Source organism: Plantactinospora sp. WMMC1484 (genome assembly GCF_049315195.1).
Lineage (GTDB): Bacteria > Actinomycetota > Actinomycetes > Mycobacteriales > Micromonosporaceae > Plantactinospora.
In genome coordinates this window covers 2,552,369-2,567,664 of sequence record NZ_CP186055.1, presented here as the reverse complement: position 1 = coordinate 2,567,664, position 15,296 = coordinate 2,552,369, and the positions used below count along the sequence as shown (strand labels likewise).

Here is a 15,296-nt window from a genome sequence, read left to right as displayed (position 1 = left end):
TGTAGTATTCACTCATGGCCAACGGATCGAGACGACCGGAGACACACCCCTTCTGACCTGGGCGGGTGCGTCGGTCGCGGGCGATCGTGTCGGCTCGGGGGGAGTCGGCGCGGGACAGGCCGGATCGGTGGTGGGAGCGGCCCTCGTTGCGGCACGAGCTGTGGGCCATGGCCGTCTGCAACGCGCCCGTGGGGGGTAGCCGTGACCGACACCAACGCCACACCTCCGACCGAGCCGGCAGACCTCGACCGCGAGCGGGAACGCGGCCAGCGGGAGCGCGTCCGCCGCCGGGCCACCGTCGCCGGCATCTTCGGCCTCACCGTCGCCCTCCTCGCGGCCAGCGGATACCTCGTGCTCACCGTCGCGGGGCAGCCGGTCCGGGCCGCGCCGCTGGTGCTGGACCAGCCCGCCGCCGTGCTCTGGGGACAGACCGTGAACCGGCCCATCGAGGTCGCGGCCGACAACGTCACCATCCGGCGGGTGAAGATCCGCACCGGGGGCACCGCCGTCATCGTGATCCGGGACGGCGTGACCGGCACCCTCATCGAGGAGACCGAGATCCGTTGCACCTCGACCGGAACCGACGGCGTGACACCTGGCGGCTACTCGGCGCTGCGGGTGCGGGTGAACGGTTGCCGCCAGGCGTTCCGGCAGACCGACGACAACCCTGCCACGATCGTCGACTCCTACCAGGACGGCCGGCCGTACCGGGGCGGGGTGCCGAGCAGCCCGACCGGGCCGATCCCGACCCCGGACCCCGACTCCCAGGCGATGGCCGAGGAGCCGCCGTACGCGCCGGCCGCCGCGCCGCCGACCCCGATCACGTACTGGCCGAGCGCGGCGACCACCGGCGTACCGGCCGGAACGGCACTGCGGAACTCCGGCTCGCTCAGACTGAGCAGGGCCGGGCAGGTGGTGAGCGGGCTGAACATCGTCGGCTGCGTCACCGTCTCCGCCGCCAACGTGCAGATTCTGCGTTCCAAGATCACCTGCAACAGCACGACGTACTCGATCCGGACGCTCACCGGTACCACCAACCTGCTGATCCAGGACGTCGAGATCAACGGCATGGGGCGAAACTCGGCCTCGATCTGTTGCAGTGACTACACGCTGCGCCGGGCCAACATCTACAACATGATCGACGGTCCGCGGCTGAGCAGCAACACCCGGGTCTACGACTCCTACATCCACAGCCTGAACCGGGTGGCCGGTTCGCACAACGACATCCTGCAGAGCACCGGCGGCAACAACATCCTCGTCCAGCACAACACGCTGCTGTCGTACAAGCCGGAGACCCAGGACCCGTTCAACTCCTGTCTCACGATCGGTTCGGAGACCGCGCCGTCGCTGACGAACCTCACCTACCAGGACAACTACTGCAACGGCGGCAACTACTCGATCGGGATCAGCCCTCGGCTGGTCGGCTCCAACATCCTGTTCCGGAACAACAAGTACGGCCGCGACTACCGCTACGGGGTGGCCTCCGGCTGGAACCGGCCCGGGGTCATCTGGGAGCGGGCCACGAACGTCTACTTCGACAACGGCCAACCGGTGCTCTGAGCCGACGGCGATGCCGGAGCGGACCGAGCCGACGGCGCCGGACCCGCCTGGACCGGCGGGCGGTACGGCTCCAGGGTCGCCGGCTCGCGGAGCCGCTTGCGGCCGATCCGGCGCAGCGTGCCGACGGTGGAACGCAGCTTCTCCCCCGTGGACAGGTGCCGCCACCAGATCCCGGCCATCGGCAGGTTACGCAGCCGGGGCGTCATCAGGCCGGCGGCGCGCAGCGTGGCCAGCCGCCCCCAGACCGCGCCCCGGGCCCGCAGCAGGTTCGGCTGCGAGGCGGGCAGGATGCCCGGAGCCACCGGGGTCAGCACCAGCGCACCGGCCGCGACGGCGGCCTCCACCAGCCGGACGCCCCGCTCGGTGCGGGCCAGCACCAGGGACTGCCCCGGGTCGTCGCCGGTCGGCCTGTACCACGGGTCCCCGACCGCCACGTCGGCGAACTCGCCGGTGTGGTCGGCGCAGAGATAGCAGCGCCACTGCCGGTGCTTCTGCAGGATGTCGCCCCAGGACTCGGCGTAGCTCAGCTCGCGGCGGGTCCCGGGCGGGTCGTCGACGAGCCGGGCCCGGGCCCGGCCGGGCCAGCCGGCGCCCCGGTAGTGCACCGAGGCCAGCCCGGCCGGGTCGGGCACGCCGAGCCTGGCCAGCATCTCCAGGGTGCCCCGGGTGGTCGGGGTGCCGGCGCAGAAGATCGCGATGCTCAGGCCGAGCCTGCGGTCCAGCTCCGGCCGGAGCCGCCGGGCCATCCGGACCGCCGCCACGTCGCAGGGCTTGCCGACGAAGACGCAGGGACCCTCGGCCGCCTCGACCAGGTCCAGCCGGTCACAGGGACTCGCCGGGGCGTACCGGGAGCCGGCGTGGGCGAGCAGCTCGGTCGGGGTGCGGGAGAGCCGGGTCTCGTTCAGGTACGGCACGTCGGCCCGGGCGCCGATGTGCAGCACCCCGGCCATCCCCTCGCCGGTCAGACAGTATCCGGCCAGTGCGGTCGCCACCCCGCCGCTGGAGCCGGCGTGCCGGATTCGCGGGTCGGCAGCGTACCCCTCCCAGAGGGCCCGGACCGGTCCCCAGGCCGCGTGCAGCGCGGCGATTTCGCCCGGCGCCGGCCGGGGGTTGTCGTGGGCCAGCCGCGCTCCCGGGCAGCAGCTCAGCGCCGCCACCGCACCGGGGCCGGTCGCAGCGGCACCGACCGAGGTCGGGCGGCCCGCCGCGCCGACCGGGGTGATCGGGAGCGGCCGACGGCCGTGGTCGAGTACGTCGACCATCCGCACCTCGTCCGGGGCCAGATAGGCGCAGACCCCGCAGCCGGTGCAGAGCCTGCCGGTGGCGACGTCGTGCACGGTGCGCGGCCGGGCCATCAGCGCACCCCGGCCGGGTGGCGGCGGTCCCGTTCGGTCCGGGCCAACGCGACGAACTCGTCCATCTGGGCGGCGGCCCGCGCGATCGCGGCGGGGGCGCGCACCGCCAGCTCGGCGGCGGCCGCGGCCCGGCCGGTCCAGGAGGCCCAGAGCGCGTCGAGCAGGTCGGCACCGGCGAGCCGGCGGGCGTCGGCGACGTGTGCCCGCTGCCCCACGCTGGCGAAGACGCCCCGCGCCTTGTCGCTGTAGGCCACCACCGCCGCCGGTACGCCGGAGGAGAGCGCCGCGATCGTCGCGTGCATCCGCATCCCGCAGAACCAGCTCGTCCGGGCGATGGCCCACTTGCTCTGGTGCGGGTCGAGGCCGGACGGGACCAGGTAGACCCGGTCGCCGTACCGGGGGGCCAGGGTGGCGTAGAGCCGTTCGCTGGCCGACCGGTCGTCGTCGGCACCGTTCGGGGTGAGCACGTGCGGCACGATGATCACCCGGGCCTCCGACCGGTCGAGCAGGCGCTCGCAGAGCCGGGTCGCCACCTCGGCGGTGTCCCCGGTCAGCCCGAACCGGGCCCGCCCCTCCGGCCGGGCGATCAGCCCGCTGACGTTGATCCCCGCCACCGGACCGGGATCCGCCTCGAACCATCCGGCCAGCCGCTGGTACGCCGGCTCGTCCGGCACCCTCGGCTCCAGCCCGAAGGCGACGTCCACGCCCTCCCGGTGCCGCGACGGGTCGAGGTCCGGGCCGAGCAGGTCGGCGAGGGCGGCGAAGCTCTCCGGGTCGCGCGCCCAGGCCGCCCGGGCGCCCCGGACCAGCGCTGCCGCCTCGGCCCGGAGCCGGGCCGACCGGAACGGCCCGTACGTCTGCGGCAGCAGCACCAGCGGGCGGCGGCGGAGCAGGGCGAGCCGCTTCGGCCAGGTCACGGTCCGGAACCGGTGCTCGCCGTAGATGTCGCTGAAGCTGTCCCCGCCGCTGACGTCGAGCACCACGTCGGCGGCGTCGATCCGGGCCAGCCCGGCGTTGCCGAGCCCGCCGAGCGCCGCACTGATCCGCATGTTCAGGTACGACTCCGGCCGGTGGTAGCGCCGCGAGTGCCGGGCACCGGCGAGCGAGATCGGCACCGGCCGGCCGGCCACGAAGGTGTGCCCGGCGCGCTGCCCCCAGCCGTCGTCGAAGACGGTGACCTGCGCGCCCGGCTCGCGGGCCAGCAGGCCGCCCAGGGTGGCCGCCCGCAGCGCACCGACCCCGAGGTTCAGATGAGCCCCGGGGACCCCGAAGAGGCAGGCGGAGATCGGCCTGCCGGCACTCGACCCGGTCGTGTCAGTTGCTTCGGTCACTGTTCGATCACCGCTTTCTCGCACCGGAACGCCTCGGCATACCGGGACCGGCACTCCATTCCGCGCAGTCGCGCCAGGCCGAGGAAGACCTCCTCGTCCCACCAGTCCCGGGCCCGCTGGGACGGATAGCCGGCGTGCAGCAGCTCGACCTTGCGGCGGATCCGCTCCTCGGTCAGCGGCAGGTAGACGTTGCGCCGGCCCAGGTCCCCGTCCCACTTGGGGATTTCGTAGTACAACACCGTGGCGTCCCGAAACGACGTGGGCACCAGGGCGGCGAGTGTGTGGTGGTCCTGGTGCGCGTCGTCCGGGGCCGGCGCCAGGACCAGGTCGGCGCGGAGCGTCGCGGCGGCGGCCTGGACGATCTCCTTCGCCTCGCCCCACCGGGCCGGCACCCGGCCGTCCGGCAGGTCGTGCAGGGCGAAGCTGAGCCGGGCGTCGGGCAGGAACGCCCCGGCCGCCGCCCGCGCCTCGGCCTGCCGGTCGGGGGTGCCGGTGAGCAGCACGTAGTGCACCCGGAGCCCGGGTACGTCGCCGAGGGCGAGCAGCAGGCCCCCGGCCCCGATCTCGATGTCGTCCGGATGTGCCCCGAGCAGCGTCACCGAACGGGCCGCGGAGAGGCGCAGCGGCATCATCCGCCGATCGGTCCCGGGTCGCGGGCTCCCCCGCCGGCACCGGCGAGCACCGGCTCCAGGGTGGCTGGCCGACGGCCCCGGTTGCGGTTGGCGTCCCAGAGCATCCAGGGGCAGCGGGCCGAGTGGTAGAGCTGCTCCAGTTCGGCCCGGTCCTTGAAGGTGTCGGCGGCCCGCCAGAACCCGGTGTAGCGCTGGGCGATCAGCCGCTGCTCCGACAGCAGCCGCTCGAAGGCGTGCGGCACCAGGTCCTCGCCCTCCCGGAGCACCTCGAAGATCCCCGGGCGGAGCAGGAAGTAGCCGCCGTTCTCCCACTGCATCAGCTCGCGTATCGGGCGTACCCGGGTGACCTGGTCGCCAGCGGCGATGTCGATGACGTGGTGCGTCGACTGCACCGGCACGGCGAGCAGGCTGGCCACCGCGTCGGTGCGGTGGAACCGGTCGACCATCTCCGGCAGCGGTGCGTCGGTGAGGGTGTCGGCGTAGTTGGCCAGGAACATCGGCTCGTCCTCGACGTACCGGCGAACCCGCATCAGCCGTTCCCCGATACTGGCCCCGAGGCCGGTGTCGATGAAGGTGATGTTCCAGTCGGTGATGTCGGCGGAGTGCAGCCGCACGTCCCGGCGGTGCATGGCGAGACTGAAGTCGTTGGAGAGGGTCTCGTCGTAGCGCAGGAAGTAGTCCTTGACCGCCACGGCACCGTAGCCGAGGCAGAGGATGAAGTCGGTGTGCCCGAAGTGGGCGTAGTAGCGCATCACGTGCCAGAGCAGCGGACGATCCCCGATCATCGCCATCGGCTTGGGCGCGGAGGCGGCGTCCTCACGCATCCGCATCCCGAGGCCGCCGCAGAAGAGCACGACCTTCATCCGTGGACTTCCTCCCTCATCAGATCACCTCCAGGGCCGGGATCGGGAAGACCAGCCGCCCGCCCCAGTGCCGTACGTAGGCCAGTTGCGCCGAGATCTCGGTGCGCAGGTTCCAGGGCAGCACCAGCACGTAGTCGGGGCGGTCCCAGGCGATCCGCTCCGGGGAGTGGATCGGGATGTGCGTGCCGGGCAGGAAGAGCCCCTGCTTGTGCGGGCTGCGGTCCACGGTGTATTCGAGGAGGTCGGCGCGGATCGCGCAGTGGTTGAGCAGGGTGTTGCCCTTGCCCGGCGCGCCGTAGCCGACCACCCGCTGGCCCTGCGCCCGCGCGGTGAGCAGGAAGTCCAGCAGCTCCCGCTTGATGTCGAGGACCGCGTCGGCGAAGCCGAGGTGTCCGGCGACGGTGTGCAGGCCAGCCTCGGACTCGGCGTCCAGCACCGACTTGACGTTGCCGGACGGCTCACCCGCCGCCGCGGCCGGGCGGGCGTGCACCCGCAGCGACCCGCCGTGCGACGACAACTCGTCCACGTCGACCACGATCAGGCCCGCGGTGGCCAGCGCCCGCATCGCGGTACGCAGCGTCAGGTATTGATAATGCTCGTGGTAGATCGTGTCGTACTGCCGGCGCTCGATCAGCCGCAGCAGGTGCGGGAACTCGCAGGTGACCAGCCCGGTCGGCTTGACCAGTGCGGCCAGCCCGGCGGTGAAGCCGATCAGGTCGGGCACGTGCGCGTAGACGTTGTTCGCCGCCACCAGGTCGGCCCGGCCGTACCGGTCGGCCAGCTCGGCGCCGGACTCCGCGCCGAGGAAGCGCACCTCCGTGCGTACGCCCCGCTGCCGGGCCGCCTCGGCGACGTTGCCGGCCGGCTCCACCCCGAGCACCGGCACCCCCCGGGCGACGAAGTGCTGCAGCAGGTAGCCGTCGTTGCTCGCCACCTCGGTCACCAGGGAGTCCGGCCCGAGCCGCAGCGTCTCGGTCATCGCGTCGGCATAGCGCCTCGCGTGCGCGACCCAGGAGTCGGAATAGGACGAGAAATAGGCATAGTCGGAGAAGATTTCCTCTCCGGACACGTACGCCGGAAGTTGCACGAGCAGGCAGTTCGAACAGATTCGGACGTGCAGCGGATAGAACGTCTCCGGCGCGTCGAGACGATCGGCGCTCAGATAGCTCTCGCAGAGCGGTGACATACCCAGATCGACAAAGGTCTCGGTCAAAACCGCTGTACACAGCCGGCATCTGGCATCGGTCATGCCCCACCCACCCCGATGTGATCGGAATACCGGCGCGGCGCCCGCCCGCCTGCGCGACACGCTAACCAGCGCCGCCGGAGCACGGAAGGGGTTCAGTAAAAAGTCCGACAATAGCCGGGCCGCCCCGGGGGCCACCCATAAACTCGCCTTCTCACCCGGGCGACGACGGGAGCTTTGCCGTGCGTGTTCTCGTGACCGGCCACCATGGTTACCTCGGCAGCGTACTCACCCCGATGATTCAGGCGGCCGGGCACGACGTGACCGGCCTGGACACCGATTACTACGCCGACTGCCTGCTCAGTCCGGCACCGGCGGCCGTGCCGTCGCTCCGGATGGACCTGCGGGACGTCCGGCCCGAGCACTGTGCCGGGTTCGACGCGGTCTGCCACCTCGCGGCGCTCTGCAACGACCCGATCGGCAACCTCAATCCCGAGCTGACCTACGAGGTCAACCACCGGGCGACGCTGCGGCTGGCCCGCGCCGCCAGGGCGGCCGGAGTGACCCGGTTCCTCTTCTCCTCCTCGTGCAGCCTCTACGGGGCCGGCACCGACGACCGGCCACTCGACGAGAGCGCCGGCTTCGCGCCGGTCACCCCGTACGGCGAGTCGAAAATCCTGGCCGAGCAGGATCTCGCCGCCCTCGCCAGCGACGACTTCTCCCCGGTCTTCCTGCGCAACGCCACCGCGTACGGCTTCTCACCCCGGCTCCGCGGCGACCTGGTGGTCAACGACCTGACCGCGCACGCCCTGCTCACCGGCGAGGTGCGGCTGCTCTCCGACGGCTCGGCCTGGCGGCCCCTGGTGCACGCCGAGGACATCTGCGCCGCCTTCCTCGCCCTGCTGGAGGCGGACCGGGCCGTGGTGCACGGCCGGGCGTACAACATCGGGGTCACCGGCGAGAACTACCTGATCCGGGACGTCGCCGAACTCGTCGCCGAGGTGGTGCCCGGTTCCCGGGTGACCTTCGCGGGCGGCGCCTCGGCCGACACCCGCAACTACCGGGTGAGCTGCGACCGGGTCGCCGCCGAGGTGCCCGGCTTCCGTCCCCGCTGGACGGTGCGGAAGGGGATCGAGGAACTGGTCGAGGCGTACCAGCGGTACGGGCTGACCATCGAGGCGTTCCGGGGCGAGCGGCACCAGCGACTGCGGCGGATCCGGGCGCTGACCGAGGCCGGCCGGCTCGACACCGGGCTGCGCTGGAGCGCACGGTGAGCGCTGCCGGGCTGGCTGGTGGCCGCCATCCGGAGCACCGCTGCGCGGCGTGCGGGCGGCACGACCTGGTGCCCTTCGCCGACCTGGGCGAGATCCCGGTCTACTGCGGGGTGCACTGGGCCAGCCGGGCCGAGGCGCTGACCAGCCCGCTCGGTCGGATGTGGCTGGCCTACTGCCCGGGATGCGGCTACGTGCGCAACCTCGCCTTCGACCCGGCCGTTCTGGTCTACGACACCACCATGGACACCAACCTGCACCACTCGCCCGCGTTCGGCGTCTTCTCGGCGGAACTGGTCAAGCACCTCGCCGGGCGGTTCCCGCTGCGCGGCGGCACGGTGCTGGACGTCGGCTGCGGCCAGGGCGAGTTCCTCCGCGAGCTCTGCCACGTCGCCGGCTGCCGGGGCGTCGGCTACGACGCCATGTACGCCGGCCCACCCGGCCCGGACCCGTCCGGCGCGACCTTCGTCCGGGGCCACGCACCGCTGGACGCCGGCACCCCCGCCTTCGACCTGGTCACCTCCAGGCACTGGTTCGAGCACCTGGCCGACCCGTACGCCTTCCTGGTCCGGCTCCGCGAGCTGGCCGGCAACCGTCCCGTCCACGGCTACCTGGAGGTGCCGGACGCCGGCTACGACCTGGCCACCGCCGGCTGGGAGGTGATCTATCCGCACGTCTCCTACTTCGACGGCTACTCGCTCTGCCGGATCGTCGAGCGGGCCGGCTGGCGGGTACTCGCCACCGGTCGGCTCTTCTCCGGCATGTTCCGGTACGTCGAGATCGCGGTGAACGCCCCCGACCCGGCCGCCGGCCCCAAGCTGGCCGGGGCGGGTCTGGCCGGCCCCGAACTACCCGGAGCGGAGACGCCGGGGACGGCCGACCGGGACCGCCAGCTCGCCGCGATCGCCGGCTTCGCCGACCGGCACGCCGCCGAGCGGGCACGATGGCGGGGCACGATCGACCGGCTGCTGGCCGCCGGTGACCGGCCGGTGCTCTGGGGCGCCGGCTCGCGGGGGGTGCAGTTCCTGCACCTGGCCGACCCGGAGTGCCGGCTCGCCGCCGTGGTGGACGTCAACCCGCGCAAGTGGGGCCGCTACCTGCCGGTGACCGGGCACGAGGTGCGGGACCCGGCCAGCCTCGCCGGCTCCGGCACCCGCACGGTCATCATCACCAACCCGGCCTACCGGGACGAGATCGACGCCGCGCTGCGCCAGCTCGGCGTGCAGGCCGAGCTGCTGGTCGCCTGAAAGCGGAGGAGACGATGGAGCCAGCGCCGCGGGTGAGCCTGGGTGTGCCCCTCTACAACGCCGAGCGCTACCTCGAAGGTTGCCTCGACGCCCTGCTCGCCCAGGACTACCCCGACTTCGAGATCATCGTCAGCGACAACGCCTCCACCGACCGGACCTGGGAGATCTGCCAGAGCTACGCCGCGAAGGACCCCCGGATCCGGCTCCACCGCAACCCGCGCAACTTCGGCGGGCACGTCAACTACGCCCGGGTGGTGGAGCTGGCCAGGGGTGAGCTCTTCAAGTGGGTGGCGTACGACGACGTCTGCCTGCCGGCGTACCTGAGCACCTGCGTGGCTGCGCTGGACGCGGCCGGGCCGCACGCCGTGCTCGCCTATCCGCGTACCGTCCTGATCGACGAGGCCGGCGAGGTGATCGGCCCGTACGCCGACCGACTGGACCTGCGCGACCGGCGGGCGTGGCGCCGGGTCGCCGGGGTGGCGAAGAACATCAACCTCTGCCACGCGCACTTCGGGGTCTTCCGGATGTCGGCGCTGCGCCGCACCGGCATGATTCGCCCGTTCCTCTCCTCCGACTACACGCTGATCGCCGAGGTGGCCCGGCTCGGCGAGATCCACGAGGTGGCCGAGCCGCTCTTCCTGCGCCGGATGCACGGCGCCTCCACCCGGCAGGCGAAGGACGCCACTCCGGCCTCCGCACTCGCCTGGTTCGCCCAGAGCGGCAAGCGGGTCCGGGCGCCCCGGCTGCGGATGCTCGTCGAGACGCTGCGGACGCTCTCCACCGGTTCGCAGCCGCTCGGCACCCGGCTCAGTTCGGCGGTGGCGTTCCTGGCCACCTGGTGGGCGCGACGGGTCCGGGTCCGGCTGGGCCGGCTGCGCCGCCGGGCCGCGGTCTGGCTCGGCCGGCTGATCCGGCGCCGTACCAGCGCGGCGAAGGGCAGCGCCTAGGGTGGCCGGGCTCCAGCCCGCCCGGACGGCTCCGGAGCAGCCGCCCCCGGCGGATCCGGAGTCACCCCCGTCGCCGCTCCAGGCCGGCGCGCCCGGGGCCGCGACCGGAAACGGGAGTGGCGACGGTGGTGGTGGTCGGCTGCGCTCGGCGATCGGCTGGTCGTACCTGCTCACCGCGGGCCGGATCGGCTCGTCGATCCTGGTCACCTTCCTGCTCGCCCGGCTGCTCGGGCCGACCGAGTTCGGCCTGGTGGCGATGGCCACCGTCTTCATCACGGTGGCGCAGACGCTGATCCAGCAAGGGCTGGTCTCGGCGATCGTGCAGCGCGACCGGCTCACCCGCGAGCACCTGGACGGCGCCTTCGTGGTGCTGGTGCTGGCCGGTCTGGTGATCGGCGGGTTGACGGCGGCTGCCAGTCCACTCTGGGCACTGGCCAACCGGGCGCCGGAGCTGACCGCGATCTGCGTGGCGCTCTCCCCGCTGGTCCTGCTGCAGGGACTCTCGATCGTCCCGGAGGCGGTGCTCCGCCGCGAGCTGCGGTTCCGGGCGGTCGCCATCCGTACCCTGCTCGCCTCGCTGCTCAGCGGCGTCGTCGGGGTGGTGCTGGCGCTGGTCGGCGCCGGCCTCTGGGCGTTGGTGGCGCAGCAGTTGGTGAACGCGGTGGTCGGCCTGGTGGTGCTCTGGGTGGTCTGCCCGTGGCGACCGAGCCGGCGACCCCGGCTCGCCGGGATCAGGGAGCTGCTGGTCTTCTCCGCCCACTCGGCAAACGCCGGGCTGGCCCTGATGCTCAGCTCCAAGGCGGACGTCATCTTCACCGGGCTCTTCTTCGGGCCGGTGGCGACCGGGATCTACCGGCTGGCGGCCCGGCTGCCCGACATGCTTGTCGACGTGACGGTCCGTTCGTTGCAGCAGGTGGCGCTCCCCTCGCTGTCCCGGTTGCAGCGGGACCGTACGGCGCTGGCCGCGCAGCTCAACCAGCTCCAGCACCTCGGCGCGCTGGCCGGGCTGCCGGTGCTCGGCGTACTGGCGGCGGCGGCGCATCCGCTGGTCACGCTCCTGGGCCCGCAGTGGGCCGGCACCGAGGTGCCGCTGCGGCTGCTCTGCCTCTTCGGCGCCGTCAACGTGTACGGGGTGCTGCTCGGCCCGGCGCTCCAGGCGATCGGCCAGCCGGGCAAGCTCGCCGCGATCCTCTGGACCCGGGGGGTGCTCGGGGTGGCGACGCTGGCCGCCGTCGGCGTGCTCTTCACCGGGTACAACGACGTGGCCGAGGCTACCGCCGTGGCCGTTGCCGGGGTGGGAATGCAGCTCGTGGTGACCGCCCTGGCGGTCTGGGTCACGGTGCGCCGGGCCGCCGGGGCGTCGGTCGCGGCGTTCCTCGCCCCGACGGTGCCGGCGGTGCTGGCCGCGACGGCCGCGGCGCTGGTGCCGCTGGCGGTCGCCCGGACCGGCCCGCACGCCGGGCCGCTGGTCGAGCTGCTGGTGCTGGCCGGAGCCGCCGGCCTGGTCGCCGGGGTGCTGCTCTGGGCCACCGACGCCCGGCTGCGCCGCCTCGTGCTGACCCGGCTCCCCCGCCGGCGCAGCGACGCGACATGAACGCCAGAGACGCAAGCCCGCCGGGTGTCGCCGCTGACGAGCCGCTGGTCGAGTTGCTGGTCGCGGAGCACGGCGAGGCTGACGACCGGGCGGCCGGACTGCCCGGCCGCCCGTCGCCCCTCCGCTAGGCGGCGGGCACCGGCAGAACGTGCAGGACGGGCGGCTCAACCGCCGACCAGTGCTGGCTTACCGCGTAGAGCCGGCCGCCGCCGGGCGCCCAGGCCAGTGCACCGGACACGAGATTCTCCCCCAGCTCGACCGCGCTCTCCCGGATGCCGTCCGGTAGCCGCAGGACGACGACGTCCGGGTCGTAGGTGGCGTCCGAGCCGGCCGCGATGCGGGTGCCGTCCCGGGACACCTCGACCGCGTTCGGGTAGGCGGTCGTCGGGAAGAACGCCGACTGCTGGCTCAGGTCGGCCACCGCCAACGCCTGGATGCCGCCCTTCCTTACCCGAGGGTCGCGGCCGGCGGGGTGAAGACGATCGCCTTGCCGTTGGCCAGCACCAACTGGTTGACCGAGTACTGCACCGCGTCGGTGCCGGTCGGGTTCTCGATGCCGATCGTCGCCGAGTTGCCCAGCTCCCGACCGGCGTTCAGGCCGGTGTAGTTGAAGGTGATCTGGCCCCACTCCGAGACGAGCACCTGGAAGCTGACCCGCGCGGCGGAGGCGCCGTAGAGGCCGACGTTGCGCCACTCCACCACGAACTGTCGGTCCGGCGCACCGCCGAGCAGGGCGGTCCGGACGCTCGAGTCCGGGTGCAGCACGATGTCGTCCCAGAACGGATGGAGCGTGGCGTTCGGCCGGGCGGTGCTCGGCAGTGCCTTGTTGGTCGGGTACGACCCGCCCGGGTCGGCGAAGGAGAGCGTGCCGTTGATGTCCACCCACGCCCGGGTGTACGACTGCCCGTAGAACGGGACCGGGAACGGCAGCGTCACCGGCGCCACCCCGTTGTCGCCGGTGAGCGGGAGGATCACCTCGTCGGCCGGCAGGAACGGGCGGCCGCTGACGGTCGTACAGACGTAGCCGAAGCCGTCCGCGCAGCTACCCGGTGCGCCGTCGTAGGTGGCGGTGTAACTCCGGGAGGTGGCCGGCGCCGTGATCACGTGGGTCGCGGCACCCCCGTCCGACCAGCTCTCGAAGGCGTACGTCGCCGGGCCGAGCCGCTGCGGGCCGGGCGCGCTGACCGTGGTGGTGGAACCGGCGATCACCTGCACGGCGTACGGCGTGGTGAGGGTGCGGCCGTTGACGTTGACCCGCAGCCCGGCGGGTCGGGTCGCCAGGTTGAGCTGCACCGTCTTCGGGTCGAGCCGCAGCGTCGTGCTGCCGGTCAGCCCGGTGCCGTCCCGCGCGGTCAGGGTCAGCTCCAGATAGGACGGATATTCGTGGTCCGGTGCCACGAACGTGCCGGAGGAGACCCCGGTCAGCTCCCGGACCGGGTGGCTGTGGCAGTTCTCCGGCGTGCTGCAGTGCCGGTTGACCAGGGTCCAGGAGAGCGCGGAGGGCGGCAGGGCGCCCTGTTGCGGATCGGTGGCCCGGCCGCCGAAGGTGACCGTGTCCCCGGTCGACCAGCGCAGCGCGGCGGTCGGCGTGTCGATCACCGGCACCGGCGCGCTGGTGCCGACCCTGATCTGCACCGTGGCGGTGTCGGCGAGGCCGGCGAAGTCGACGACCCGCAACCGGGCGGTGTAGGTGCCCACGGCGGTGTAGCGGTGGCTGGCGGTCAGCCCGGTGGCGTCCACGGTCCCGTCGTCGGTGAAGTCCCACTGGTATTCGAGGATGTCGCCGGCGTCCGGGTCGGTGGACCCGACCGCGTCGAACGAGACGGTCAGCGGCGCGGTTCCGCTGGTCGGGGTCGCCACGAGGGCGGCGGCCGGGGCCCGGTTGCCGGAGCTGTGGTGGAAGCGCCGCACCGTGCCGCCGAGCAGGTCGACGTAGTACAGGTCGTTCTCCGGCCCGATCCGCAGGTCCGCCACGCCTGGTGCCGCCGCGAACGGCACGATCCGGGCCGGGTCCGGCAGCCCGTTGGCGCCGGCCCGCATCGCCCAGACGCAGCCCCGGGAGTAGTCGGCGAAGAAGAGCGCACCCGCGTACGTCGCCGGATAGCCTCCGCCACTGGTCGGATAGAAGGCCACCCCGGACGGTGCCGAGCCGCCGGTCCGGCAGCCGTCGCCGGGCGCGACCTGCTGGCTGTGCTGGTAGGTGTGGTACGGCGGGGTGACCGTGCCGGCGGGCGCGGCGTAGAGGCTCTCGCAGAGCGTCAGGTTGGCCGCGTTGTAGCCGCCCTGCGGCGCGTTCCCCTCGTAGCAGGGCCAGCCGTAGTTGCGGACCGGCCCGATCGCCGGGTCGACCACCCGGTTGATCTCCTCCCAGGTGCGCCACCCCACGTCGCCGAGCCAGATCTCGCTCGTACCCGGCCGGAACGTCCAGCGGTACGGGTTGCGCAGCCCGTACGCCAGGATCCGCCGGTTGTTCGGGTCGGTGCTGGCCGCCAGCGGGTTGTCCGGCAGCCCCGCGCCGGTGCTCGGGGAGATCCGGATCAGGGTGCCGGAGAGCCCGGTCGGGTCGGCCGGGGTGCGGATGTCCTGGGACCGCAACGCACCGCCCTCGGCGTTCGGCGGCGCCATCGTCGCACCGACCGGTCCGGGTGGGTCGGCGCAGGGGTTCGACGGGGTGCCCGCCTGTCCGTAGTCGGTGAAGGTCGCCGAGGCGCCGTCGCCACCGGCGACGTAGAGCGCGCCGTCCGGGCCGAACGCCAGGTCGCCGATGGAGTGGCTCTCGATCTGGTGGCACCAGTCGTGCAGCAGCACCTGCTCGGCGCCGGTCGCCACGTCGCCGGCGAGGCGCAGCCGGGAGACCCGGGCGCTGGCCACGCAGTTGTTCTGGGACGTGCAGTTGTCCCGGTAGGTGGGTGCGCCACCGCCGACGACGCCGTCGTAGGTGTAGCTGACGTAGAGGTACGGGTCGGTGGGGAAGGTCGGTGGCAGCGCCAGGCCGATCAGGCCGAGGTCGTCGTAGTCGTACACCTGGGTGCGCAGGTCGGCGACGACCGTGGGGGTGCTGTCGGCCAGGCCGTCGAAGACCTTGACGATGCCGCTCTTCTCCGCGACGAAGACCCGGCCGTCCGGCGCGAAGACCAGCTTGGTGGGGCGGGTCAGCCCGGCGAAGACGACCTGTTGGGTGAAGCCGGTCGGCAGTGCCGCCGCGGGCCCGGGTTCGAGCGGCGGCAGCCCGGCCACGACCGGTGCGCCCAGCACGAGTGCCAGGGCCAGGGCCGAGCTGTGCCGCACAATCCGCAACATGGCGGTCTCC

Annotated in this window: 13 protein-coding genes; 6 read left to right on the top strand and 7 right to left on the bottom strand. The window is 73.0% G+C overall.

The features are described from left to right. Window positions 1–201: 201 nt before the first annotated feature. On the top strand, window positions 202–1,560 hold the full coding sequence (locus tag ACN28C_RS11390; RefSeq protein ID WP_422773460.1) for a hypothetical protein: 1,359 nt from the start codon (window positions 202–204) through the stop codon (window positions 1,558–1,560). Here ACN28C_RS11390 and ACN28C_RS11385 read toward each other — a convergent pair. Genes ACN28C_RS11385 through ACN28C_RS11365 form a run of 5 tightly spaced genes read right to left on the bottom strand, consistent with a single transcriptional unit; the run spans window position 1,530 to window position 6,990 of the window. Then, window positions 1,530–2,915 (bottom strand): Coenzyme F420 hydrogenase/dehydrogenase, beta subunit C-terminal domain, encoded by a 1,386-nt coding sequence (locus ACN28C_RS11385; protein WP_422773459.1) that lies wholly within the window; start codon window positions 2,913–2,915, stop codon window positions 1,530–1,532. The genes ACN28C_RS11390 and ACN28C_RS11385 overlap by 31 nt on opposite strands. Further along, window positions 2,915–4,246, bottom strand: coding sequence for a polysaccharide pyruvyl transferase family protein (locus ACN28C_RS11380; protein ID WP_422773458.1), 1,332 nt, complete (start codon window positions 4,244–4,246; stop codon window positions 2,915–2,917). Before ACN28C_RS11380 ends, ACN28C_RS11385 begins: the two co-directional genes overlap by 1 nt. Then, on the bottom strand, window positions 4,243–4,878 hold the full coding sequence (locus tag ACN28C_RS11375) for a PIG-L deacetylase family protein (RefSeq protein WP_422773457.1): 636 nt from the start codon (window positions 4,876–4,878) through the stop codon (window positions 4,243–4,245). Before ACN28C_RS11375 ends, ACN28C_RS11380 begins: the two co-directional genes overlap by 4 nt. Next, window positions 4,875–5,741 (bottom strand): glucose-1-phosphate cytidylyltransferase, encoded by an 867-nt coding sequence (locus ACN28C_RS11370; protein ID WP_422773456.1) that lies wholly within the window; start codon window positions 5,739–5,741, stop codon window positions 4,875–4,877. Before ACN28C_RS11370 ends, ACN28C_RS11375 begins: the two co-directional genes overlap by 4 nt. Window positions 5,742–5,760: 19 nt before the next feature. Then, window positions 5,761–6,990 (bottom strand): methyltransferase domain-containing protein, encoded by a 1,230-nt coding sequence (locus ACN28C_RS11365; RefSeq protein WP_422773455.1) that lies wholly within the window; start codon window positions 6,988–6,990, stop codon window positions 5,761–5,763. A gap of 179 nt (window positions 6,991–7,169) precedes the next feature. Here ACN28C_RS11365 and ACN28C_RS11360 point away from each other — a divergent pair, with 179 nt between their 5' ends. From ACN28C_RS11360 to ACN28C_RS11340, 5 genes are read left to right on the top strand one after another with little or no spacing between them, the layout of a single operon-like run. After that, the gene (locus ACN28C_RS11360; RefSeq protein WP_422773454.1) at window positions 7,170–8,201 is read left to right on the top strand and encodes an NAD-dependent epimerase/dehydratase family protein; all 1,032 of its coding nucleotides are present in this window, start codon (window positions 7,170–7,172) and stop codon (window positions 8,199–8,201) included. After that, window positions 8,198–9,445, top strand: a complete 1,248-nt coding sequence (locus tag ACN28C_RS11355) for a methyltransferase domain-containing protein (protein WP_422773453.1) — start codon at window positions 8,198–8,200, stop codon at window positions 9,443–9,445. Before ACN28C_RS11360 ends, ACN28C_RS11355 begins: the two co-directional genes overlap by 4 nt. A 14-nt stretch (window positions 9,446–9,459) precedes the next feature. Next, on the top strand, window positions 9,460–10,392 hold the full coding sequence (locus ACN28C_RS11350) for a glycosyltransferase family 2 protein (protein WP_422773452.1): 933 nt from the start codon (window positions 9,460–9,462) through the stop codon (window positions 10,390–10,392). Between the two features lies 1 nt (window position 10,393). Continuing rightward, complete coding sequence (locus tag ACN28C_RS11345; protein WP_422773451.1) at window positions 10,394–11,986, top strand: lipopolysaccharide biosynthesis protein; 1,593 nt, start codon at window positions 10,394–10,396, stop codon at window positions 11,984–11,986. Continuing rightward, a complete protein-coding gene (locus ACN28C_RS11340) occupies window positions 11,983–12,114 on the top strand; it encodes a hypothetical protein (RefSeq protein WP_422773450.1) in 132 nt (43 codons plus the stop codon). The genes ACN28C_RS11345 and ACN28C_RS11340 overlap by 4 nt, the downstream gene beginning before the upstream one ends. Here ACN28C_RS11340 and ACN28C_RS11335 read toward each other — a convergent pair. Next, a complete protein-coding gene (locus ACN28C_RS11335) occupies window positions 12,111–12,407 on the bottom strand; it encodes a hypothetical protein (RefSeq protein WP_422773449.1) in 297 nt (98 codons plus the stop codon). The two genes, ACN28C_RS11340 and ACN28C_RS11335, sit on opposite strands and share 4 nt — an antisense overlap. A gap of 26 nt (window positions 12,408–12,433) precedes the next feature. Further along, window positions 12,434–15,286: a PQQ-dependent sugar dehydrogenase gene (locus ACN28C_RS11330; protein WP_422773448.1), complete on the bottom strand. Its 2,853-nt coding sequence runs from the start codon at window positions 15,284–15,286 to the stop codon at window positions 12,434–12,436. Window positions 15,287–15,296 lie beyond the last annotated feature (10 nt).

What these genes read in the sequence shown, in the direction of transcription:
- ACN28C_RS11340 (WP_422773450.1), top strand. Translation starts at nt 11,983, where the DNA reads ATGAACGCCAGAGACGCAAGCCCGCCGGGTGTCGCCGCTGACGAGCCG.
- ACN28C_RS11330 (WP_422773448.1), bottom strand. Translation starts at nt 15,286, where the DNA reads ATGTTGCGGATTGTGCGGCACAGCTCGGCCCTGGCCCTGGCACTCGTG.
- ACN28C_RS11370 (WP_422773456.1), bottom strand. Translation starts at nt 5,741, where the DNA reads ATGAAGGTCGTGCTCTTCTGCGGCGGCCTCGGGATGCGGATGCGTGAG.
- ACN28C_RS11365 (WP_422773455.1), bottom strand. Translation starts at nt 6,990, where the DNA reads ATGACCGATGCCAGATGCCGGCTGTGTACAGCGGTTTTGACCGAGACC.
- ACN28C_RS11375 (WP_422773457.1), bottom strand. Translation starts at nt 4,878, where the DNA reads ATGATGCCGCTGCGCCTCTCCGCGGCCCGTTCGGTGACGCTGCTCGGG.
- ACN28C_RS11385 (WP_422773459.1), bottom strand. Translation starts at nt 2,915, where the DNA reads ATGGCCCGGCCGCGCACCGTGCACGACGTCGCCACCGGCAGGCTCTGC.
- ACN28C_RS11350 (WP_422773452.1), top strand. Translation starts at nt 9,460, where the DNA reads ATGGAGCCAGCGCCGCGGGTGAGCCTGGGTGTGCCCCTCTACAACGCC.